Genomic DNA, 9,240 nt, shown 5'->3' on the forward strand with positions numbered 1-9,240 from the left:
ACCAAGTCAGAAACAACTAAAACTTCAACGCCACATGTCAAACGAATCTGCAAAAACTGTCAGGGAAAAGATTCTTGAAAGCAAATTACATGCTTTGGAACAAGAACTTGAACATGAGAAGCTACGCAACGAAGCGCTCAATACATTAATAGATGTAGCAGAAAAAGAATTCAAGCTAGCGATCAGAAAAAAGCATGGCACCAAACAGTAGCACAGCTGCGCATAAAGCATAATAAGCTTGATTTAAGTGCTTTATGTGGACTGTTTGGTAAAAGTAGACAAGCCTACTACCAGCGAACAAAGTACAGTTATAAAGAAGCTTTAATGGATGAAATCCTGTTACAAATGATAAAGAGAGTACGTAAAAAGATGCCACGTCTTGGAGGGCGTAAGCTACTGCTCAAGCTACAGGATTATATGTCCGGAGAACTTCATTTGGGTAGAGATGCGTTCTTTGATTTTCTCAGGGATAATGGTTTGCTTATACGCAAGCGACGTTTCCGGATCAGGACAACAAACAGTAAACATTGGCTACATAAATACCCCAACCTTATTAAGGATTTCATACCAGATCGTGCCCATCAACTATGGGTATCTGATATAACTTTCATTCCAACCCTGGAAGGCTTTGCCTTTCTGAGCCTGATCACCGATGCTTATTCGAGAAAAATTATTGGATGGTCGCTGGGTGATACACTTGAAGCTAAACACAGTATAGTTGCACTGCGCATGGCCTTAAAGCAATTGCCCAAACATATCAGGGATGTTTATCATCATTCAGACAGGGGGATTCAATACTGCTGCCAGGATTATGTGAAAATATTAAAACAGCATAATTTTCAAATCAGCATGACAGAAAATGGTGATCCGTTGGAAAACGCTATTGCAGAACGCGTTAACGGTATACTGAAAGACGAATGGCTTAATCATATCAACCTTATATCAAAACAAGATACCGAAAAGCAGATACGGGCAATAATTGCTATTTACAACACCGAAAGACCGCATGCCAGCATAAATATGCTAGCTCCGGAACTTGCACATAATCAGACAGGTGAAATAGAAAGGAAATGGAAGAATTATTACAAAGAGAGAACATCAATGGATAATCAGCAAAAAGAAGTAACTTTGAGTTGCCCAGCAGAATGATGTCGACACGTTGAACCATCGTTGAAAATGTAAAAACGGATGGGGCATCGAGCCCCATACCGTTTTTGCCCAACAGAAATCCGGCTCAACATTACCCATTGTTGAAATAAAAAAGGCTTTGAAAAAGGGAATTTATTAATCATAAAGTGTAAACAAATTTCAGGACGAGTCACCCTAAAGAATACGTGATTGAAGCCAAGTACAGCTTTAATTTGAAACAGATATGTCGTGATTCACAAGAGCAGTAGTTCAGAAATTTAATGATGCAATGATGCAATCCAAATATCTTTCGGGATACAGCATCACTGTAACACTGTATCACAGCATCACAGCATCAATTCATCAAAACAACCTCTAGTGGCACTTGTCTTCCTTCATAAACGGATACCTGAAATCGGTCGGTGGGATCAAGGTTTCCTTGATGGTACGGGGGCTCGTCCAGCGTAAAAGGTTCAGGTGGCTTCCGGCCTTATCATTGGTTCCTGATTGACGGGCGCCACCGAAAGGTTGTTGTCCGACCACAGCACCAGTGGGTTTATCGTTGTAATACAAATTTCCGGCAGCATACCGCAACGCACGGCAGGCTTTCACAAGCACATCGCGATCCTGTGCAAAGATAGATCCGGTTAAACCAAACGGCGAAGTGCTGTCAACCAGTTCCAGCGTTTTATCAAATTCATTGTCTTTGTATACAAATAGTGTAAGCACAGGCCCGAAGATTTCTTCTTCCATTGTTACAAAATGTGGATCGGTCACCTGGATTACGGTGGGTTCAACAAAATAGCCTGTTGTTTTATCGCCTTTGCCTCCGTAAAGAATAGTGGCATCGGGCGAGGAGTTGGCTTTGTGGATATATCCCATGATGTTGTCGAATGATCCTTCATCAATAACAGCGTTCATAAAGTTTGAAAATTGTCTTACATCGCCGACTGTTATCTGCGAAAGCATATCAAGCATGATTTCCTTCACGCTGGGCCACAGCGATTCAGGGATATAGGCACGGGAAGCAGCAGAGCACTTCTGCCCCTGATATTCGAATGCGCCCCTGACCAATGCTGTTGCAACTTCTTCGGCACCGGCTGAATTGTGTACAAGAATAAAATCTTTTCCTCCGGTTTCACCAACGATCTTGGGGTATGATCGGTATTTCGACAGATTGGCCGCGCTGGCCTGCCACAAATGATTGAAAGTGCTGTTTGAACCGGTAAAATGTAATCCGGCAAAATTATAATCGTTTAATACGGCTTTTCCAACCAGTGAGCCCTGGCCCGGAATAAAATTGATAACACCATCCGGCAATCCGGCTTCCTGGAAGACCTTCATCAGGAAATAATTAGAGAGGATGGAGGTGGTTGCGGGTTTCCACAACAAGGTGTTGCCCATTACAGCCGGCGACATGTTCAGGTTGGAGGCAATGGCTGTAAAGTTGAATGGTGTGACCGCAAAAATAAACCCTTCGATGGGGCGGTATTCAATCCGGTTCACAATACCGGATTCGGAATGGGGTTGGTCGTTGTATATGTCGGAAATATAATGTGCGTTGAAGCGCAGGAAGTCAATGGTTTCGCATGCGGCATCAATTTCAGCCTGCATTACGTTTTTACTTTGACCCAGCATGGTAGCTGCGTTGATGAGGGCTCGGTATTTTTTTGATATCAGTTCAGCGGCTTTCAGGCTGATTGAGAGCCTTTCAACCCAGGAAATTTCTGCCCAATCCCTATGGGCTTTCAGTGCTGCATCAATAGCCATCTTAACTTCTTTTTCGCCGGCCTTATGATATACAGCCAGCTTATGCTGATGATTATGAGGCATCACAACTGTATCGGTATCACCGGTCCTGATTTCTTTTCCGCCGATGATCAGCGGAATATCAGTAACTTCGGCAGTAAGGCGGTCAAGTTCTTCTGATAGTGATTTGCGTTCGCGTGTTCCCGGGGAATAAGATTTTACTTGTTCATTTTCAGGATAATCGAATTGAAAAATTGCGTTGTTCATGATGAAAATATTATAACAAAATATTTGATTTTTAAGCTCTTATCTGTGGTCAGATAACAAACATTCCAGTGTGTTTGTTTTGAATGCACGAATGTACGGATGATTTTTATTTTGATACCACCTGACCTGACTGGCTTTGAAAACCTGTCCGGATATCAATCCTCTCGGGTCTCATAAAAATATGTAATTTTGCAGCCCCTGAAGGAGGATCAACAGCTATGCTAACATTACTAAAAAAGGAAATCAGCGGATTTTTCAGCTCAATTACAGGCTATATCGTTATTTCTGTTTTCCTGCTGATCAACGGTTTGTTCCTCTGGGTGTTTCCGCTGCAATTCAATATCCTCGATTTTGGCTATGCCAGCCTTGAAAATCTGTTCATGCTTTCTCCGGTAGTATTTCTTTTTTTGATCCCGGCCATCACCATGCGTATGTTTGCCGAAGAAAAACGTTCGGGAACAATTGAAATGCTAATGACCAAACCCCTCACCGATCTACAGATCATTCTCTCGAAATATCTTGCCGGCGTTTTGCTGGTTGTGATTGCCCTCTTGCCAACGCTCATTTATTTTTTCTCGGTTTGGTATTTAGGATCACCACAAGGGAACGTAGACATGGGCGGAACCTGGGGTTCGTACATCGGTTTGCTTTTGTTGGGAGCGGCATTTGTTGCCATTGGCCTGTTTAGCTCTTCCATCACCGATAACCAGATTGTCTCTTTTATCATATCGGTCTTTCTGTGCGGGTTTGCTTACATTGGTTTCGAATTTATTTACTCACTCGATCTGTTCGGAAATTTTGATCTTTTCATACAATCCCTGGGAATCAATGCGCATTACACCTCGCTGAGCCGCGGCGTGATTGACACGCGCGATGTGCTTTACTTTCTGAGTTTGATAGGGCTGTTTATTTTACTCACGAAAATATCTCTTGAAAGCCGCAAATGGTAAACGAAACACAAGGGAAAAACTACCGGAAATGAGCGAAAAGAAAAAGAATATACGCCGCAATAATATCATTCAGCTTTTGCTGAGCCTGGCCATCATTGCTGTGATTAACGTGATCGGCTCCTACGTTTTTACCCGTTTCGACCTGACCAGCGAGAAACGCTACACCCTTTCTGATGCCACCAAACGCATGCTGCGCGAACTGGATGATATCGTTTATTTTAAGATTTACCTCGATGGGGAATTCCCTGCCGGATTCAAGCGACTTCGCAACAGCACACGCGAAATGCTGGATGAGTTCCGGGCTTACAGCGACAATATTCAATATGAATTCATCAATCCATCAGCACTAAGCAATCAGGAAGAACGCAATGCACTATACGAAGAATTGGTTCGTGATGGCCTGACCCCAACGGAACTGTTTGTGAACACCAGCGAAGGCCGTAAGCAGCAGCTCATTTTCCCCGGCGCCATTGTAACTTACAAACAGCGCCGGTTGCCCTTGCATATCCTTACTTCTCAGCCCGGTTCGCAACCCGAAGAGGCATTGAATAAAAGCATACAAAATCTGGAATATAGCATTTCAAGTGTGATCCGCAGGCTTTCTTCCACATCACAACCGAAAATCGCGTTCATTGAAGGGCATGGAGAACTTGAACCCATTCACCTGGCCGGGGCCGCTGAGACTTTGCGTGAATATTATACGATTGAACGCGTTAAAATTGACGGGCAGATCAATAGCCTTACAACGAGAACCGAAATTGATTCCCTGAACTACCGCATTAGCAATAAATTTGAGGCCATCATTATTGCGAAGCCCATGCAGCCTTTTGATGAGAAAGACAAATTTGTGATTGACCAGTTTATCATGCATGGCGGCAAAGTGCTTTGGTTCATTGACCCTGTTTTTGCAACAATGGACAGCCTGCAGCATGCGAACCAAACTGTTGGAGTAAGCAATGATATCAATATCAGCGACCAATTGTTCCGTTATGGGGTCAGGCTTAACAATAACCTGGTCATGGATTTGCAGGCGCTGCCAATTATGGTGGTAACCGGAGGGGTAGGGGGGCAGCCGCAGCAAAGCTTCCTGGCCTGGGATTTCTTCCCTTTAATGACCCCATTAATTGACCACCCGATTGTGAACAATGTTGATGCCATCATGGGGCACTTCGTAAGTACAATTGATCTGATTGAATCGCCTGACATTGAAAAAACTATCCTGCTTACTACGTCGCAATACTCCAGGGTTGCGAACACGCCCGTGCTTATTAGTCTCGATATGTTGAGGATGGAACCTGATGAATCGCTTTACAACCAATCATACCAGCCTGTGGTCGTGTTGCTCGAAGGAAATTTTGAATCGCTTTACCGGAACCGCATCCCCCCTGAAATATCAGATGATAAAAGCATAGGCTTTCGTGAATCTGGCCTGCCGGCAAAAATGCTGGTGGTTGCTGATGGTGATATGATCAGGAACCAGATTCACAGGACGCAGCGCCAACCCTTGCCTTTGGGCTATGATCAGGACACACGCCAGCAGTTTGGCAACAGGGAGTTCCTGTTGAATGCCGTAAATTATCTCTGCGACGATTCGGGAATCATCGCTGTGCGCTCAAGGGAAATCAAATTGCGAATGCTTGATGGGCTCAAGGTTCAGAACAATAAGGTTTTCTGGCAGGCATTCAATGCGCTGACTCCTATATTAATCATTCTTATATTTGGCATTGCCTGGTCGGTGCAAAGAAAAAGAAAATATACTTCGAAGGCATGAGCAATCTAACTATTAAGCCTTACAAACTTTTTAAAACTTGAATTCTATTTTTCACTGATGAAAAAACACCGCACAAGCATATTCATTTTAATCATCCTTTCAGTCATTGCAATCATTTTTGTTGTTTCGCGAACCGGGGGCACATTCAAGCAGGAACTTCAGGAGTTTGCCATCAGCGATACATCAAATGTGGTGAAGATTTTCCTCTCCGATAAAAGCGACAACGATATCCTGCTCGAACGCCAGGCAAACGGAAGGTGGCTTGCCAATGGTGAATATTTGGTTCGCAAGGACATGATTGACATCCTGCTTGCCACCATGAAGAACCTCAGGGTTGCAGCTCCAGTGCCCCGTGCAGCGTACAACACAGTAGTGGGTAATCTTGCAGCCAGGTCAACAAAGGTTGAAATTTACCAGCGAAGCTACCTGATTGATCTGTTTTACCGTATCCGACTTTTTCCGCGCGTAAAGCAAACACGCGTTTATTATGTGGGCGATATAACACCGGATAACATTGGTACGCATATGTTACTCGAGAATTCAAGCATGCCGTTTGTTGTTTACTGGCCTGGATTCAGGGGGTTTATAGCCTCGCGTTACACCACACGGCTTAACGATTGGCGCGATCATAGTATTTTCACTCAAAAGTATTTACAGATCGCCTCCGTTGAAGTTTTTTTTCCTTCAATTCCTGAACAATCCTACAAGGTTGTGAATAACCCTGACGGATTCATGGATATTGTTCCTTATGGACAAGAATCGCCAATACATGGTTATGACACACTTAAAATGCTGGGGTTCATCACTGCTTTTGAGGACATACGCTATGAGGCATTGGTTGATGATATGGATATGAGAATTGTTGATTCAATTACCTCGTCCGAACCTCTGCATATCATTACCCTCAGCGATGTTTATGGAAAGAAAACCCAGGTTAAAACCTTCCGGCGCCAGGCAACGGATATGGCTGTAGACTTGTATGGGCAGCAGTTTGACTACGATCCTGACCGGATGTTTGCACTTATCAATAACGATGAGGATTTTGTGCTTGTGCAGTACTTTACTTTTAACCGGATTGTGAGGCCTTTTCGTTTCTTTTTAAATGATACAGAAAATTAGGATCACGTCCTGGTTTATCAATCTCAGCCTTTTTTCTCAGTCGGTTCTTCTTCGCCAACTATTTTATTGATGGCTTTGTTTGCAAGCCTTTCAGTAAAACCAGTAACAAACGCGATGGTGAAATAGTCGAATGGTTTGTCAATTTCAAATGCGAACAATTTGAGCGACCCTATAAAAGATGTGCGTAATAAGGCAAAGATGAAAATTGAAAATGCGATGCCAATAGAAATCTTGCTAAATACAACCATCTTGTTGCTTCCGATTTCAACCCTCCGCGAAGACGAAGGAATGTTGCGGGTAAGTAGAATCGCACTGGTGACCGCCCCAAGCAAACTAAAGAGAAATACCCCGACAATCAGCCAGTTTAAATCAAGTGAATCAACATTATGGTTCTTATAACTGCCAGCTAAAGCAACGAAATAGGTGATGATGCCAGCAACACATAGAAACAAAAGTATGAATAAAAGTTTAAAAAAGTTTCGAAGAAGCCTGTTTTGGTAATACTGATCGTTGTAATATTGGTCTTTTATTCTCACAGCCTGATCCAGAACCGCTGCGTCCAAAGCTTTTGGAGCATCTTCTTTTTTTTCGCCAACAATGTTTAGTATTGCGGCTTTGTTGTATTCTCCAAGGCCTGAAGCGTGGTTTCTGAGGGTATTGGCCAGCGCAATGCGTTCAGCATCATTCATTCCATAAATTTCAAGCCGCATGGCAGTGTGCAGGCTTTTCCAGCCTTCATCTATTTTGTTTTCTGTCAGAAATTTGCGTGTCTGATCCAGCAGTTCCTTTGCTTTTTCAGCCCAGGGAACTCCAGTTGCTTTAACTTCATCTATTCTTTTGCTGAGCTGGGCTTCATAAGATTGAAGATCGCCGCTAAGCCTTGAGTACCTTGGCATATACTCCTTTGAAAAGAGATACTTCCACAATAATTTAACTTTGTTTTTCATCTGATTCAGATTTTATGGTGAACAACAGGGTCTGATTCACTGGTAGTAAAGGAAATTTCTTCGGTAAGATTTATTGTTGCTGTAAAAGTACGATATCTGCCAGGCTGTGTCAATAAGCTATATGTGAAATATTTAATCCATAAAAAAACCTCGCAAGTTCATTTGCGGGGTTCTTTAATAATAAGTATGTGTGTATTTATACAAGTCCCTGAGCCAGCATTGCATCAGCGATTTTAACAAACCCACCCACATTGGCGCCGTTCACATAATTGATAAAGCCACTATCTTCTTTACCAAAGCGTACACAGGTTTCGTGTATATTCTTCATTATCTGATGTAGCTTGGCATCTACTTCTTCGCGGCTCCATGAAAGGCGCATTGAGTTTTGTGTCATTTCAAGTCCTGAAGTAGCAACACCGCCTGCATTGGCTGCTTTTCCAGGTCCATAAAGGATTCCATGTTCCAGGAATACTTCAACTGCTTCGGGTGTGCTTGGCATATTGGCTCCTTCACTTATCACGAAGCATCCGTTTTTGACCAGGATATTTGCTTCTTCCTCGTTCAATTCATTTTGGGTTGCACAAGGCATAGCAACGTCGCATTTTACAACCCAGGGGCGAATGCCTTCATGGTATTCGCAACCAAACTTATCAGCATATTCCTTAATCCTTCCACGGCGAACGTTTTTCAGATCCATTGCCCACTGTAATTTATCGGCATCAATTCCTTTGGGGTCATAGATGAATCCTGCCGAGTCTGATAAAGTAACTACTTTACCGCCAAAATCTGTTACTTTTTCGGTAGCATATTGTGCCACGTTTCCTGAACCGGAAATAGCAACGGTTTTACCTTTCAATGAATCGCCGCGGGTTTTTAACATCTCTTCAGCAAAATAGGTGGTTCCGTAACCGGTTGCTTCCGGACGGATCAAACTGCCGCCCCATTCACGGCCTTTGCCTGTGAGTACGCCGGTAAATTCATTGCGGAGGCGCTTGTATTGGCCAAACATAAAACCAATCTCACGGCCACCAACGCCGATATCACCAGCAGGGACATCGGTATTCGCGCCAATGTGACGGAAAAGTTCACTCATAAAGCTCTGACAGAAACGCATCACTTCATTGTCGGATTTTCCTTTTGGATCGAAATCAGATCCACCCTTTCCACCGCCCATAGGTAAGGTGGTTAGACTGTTTTTGAAGACTTGTTCAAATGCCAAAAATTTGAGGATACCAAGATTCACCGTGGGGTGTAAACGCAAACCGCCCTTGTATGGGCCAATAGCGCTGTTCATCTCGATACGGTAGCC

The 9,240-nt window shown here is 43.4% G+C and carries 8 protein-coding genes; 5 read left to right on the plus strand and 3 right to left on the minus strand.

What is annotated here, in order from left to right; genetic code table 11:
- Window positions 1-34: 34 nt before the first annotated feature.
- Window positions 35-211, plus strand: coding sequence for a hypothetical protein (locus tag IH597_16185; GenBank protein MBE0663996.1), 177 nt, complete (start codon window positions 35-37; stop codon window positions 209-211).
- Entirely contained in the window at window positions 145-1,149 is a 1,005-nt protein-coding gene (locus IH597_16190; GenBank protein ID MBE0663997.1) for an IS3 family transposase, read from the plus strand. Before IH597_16185 ends, IH597_16190 begins: the two co-directional genes overlap by 67 nt.
- A gap of 354 nt (window positions 1,150-1,503) precedes the next feature.
- Here IH597_16190 and pruA read toward each other — a convergent pair whose 3' ends face one another.
- Window positions 1,504-3,144 carry an L-glutamate gamma-semialdehyde dehydrogenase gene (gene pruA, locus IH597_16195; protein MBE0663998.1) on the minus strand — a complete coding sequence of 547 codons (1,641 nt, stop codon included), beginning with the start codon at window positions 3,142-3,144 and terminating at the stop codon, window positions 1,504-1,506.
- A 218-nt stretch (window positions 3,145-3,362) separates the two neighbouring features.
- Here pruA and gldF point away from each other — a divergent pair, with 218 nt between their 5' ends.
- The 3 genes from gldF to IH597_16210 are packed head-to-tail and all read left to right on the plus strand — an operon-like array spanning window position 3,363 to window position 6,984.
- Window positions 3,363-4,094 (plus strand): gliding motility-associated ABC transporter permease subunit GldF, encoded by a 732-nt coding sequence (gene gldF, locus IH597_16200; protein ID MBE0663999.1) that lies wholly within the window; start codon window positions 3,363-3,365, stop codon window positions 4,092-4,094.
- Between the two features lie 28 nt (window positions 4,095-4,122).
- Window positions 4,123-5,865: a gliding motility-associated ABC transporter substrate-binding protein GldG gene (gene gldG, locus IH597_16205; GenBank protein MBE0664000.1), complete on the plus strand. Its 1,743-nt coding sequence runs from the start codon at window positions 4,123-4,125 to the stop codon at window positions 5,863-5,865.
- Between the two features lie 57 nt (window positions 5,866-5,922).
- Complete coding sequence (locus tag IH597_16210) at window positions 5,923-6,984, plus strand: hypothetical protein (protein ID MBE0664001.1); 1,062 nt, start codon at window positions 5,923-5,925, stop codon at window positions 6,982-6,984.
- A 23-nt stretch (window positions 6,985-7,007) separates the two neighbouring features.
- Here the strand turns inward: IH597_16210 and IH597_16215 are convergent, their stop codons facing one another.
- Both IH597_16215 and gdhA read right to left on the minus strand, forming a co-directional pair.
- On the minus strand, window positions 7,008-7,931 hold the full coding sequence (locus tag IH597_16215; GenBank protein MBE0664002.1) for a hypothetical protein: 924 nt from the start codon (window positions 7,929-7,931) through the stop codon (window positions 7,008-7,010).
- A 196-nt stretch (window positions 7,932-8,127) separates the two neighbouring features.
- The coding region (gdhA, locus tag IH597_16220; GenBank protein ID MBE0664003.1) for an NADP-specific glutamate dehydrogenase at window positions 8,128-9,240 on the minus strand (1,113 nt) is incomplete at its 5' end.

The sequence above is a fragment of the Bacteroidales bacterium genome, from assembly GCA_014860575.1.
GTDB lineage: Bacteria > Bacteroidota > Bacteroidia > Bacteroidales > JAAYJT01 > JAAYJT01.

Bases quoted from the DNA above. Each gene is read 5' to 3' on its own strand.
- gldG (MBE0664000.1), top strand. From the start codon at position 4,123: ATGAGCGAAAAGAAAAAGAATATACGCCGCAATAATATCATTCAGCTT.
- gldF (MBE0663999.1), top strand. From the start codon at position 3,363: ATGCTAACATTACTAAAAAAGGAAATCAGCGGATTTTTCAGCTCAATT.
- IH597_16185 (MBE0663996.1), top strand. From the start codon at position 35: ATGTCAAACGAATCTGCAAAAACTGTCAGGGAAAAGATTCTTGAAAGC.
- IH597_16215 (MBE0664002.1), bottom strand. From the start codon at position 7,931: ATGAAAAACAAAGTTAAATTATTGTGGAAGTATCTCTTTTCAAAGGAG.
- IH597_16210 (MBE0664001.1), top strand. From the start codon at position 5,923: ATGAAAAAACACCGCACAAGCATATTCATTTTAATCATCCTTTCAGTC.
- pruA (MBE0663998.1), bottom strand. From the start codon at position 3,144: ATGAACAACGCAATTTTTCAATTCGATTATCCTGAAAATGAACAAGTA.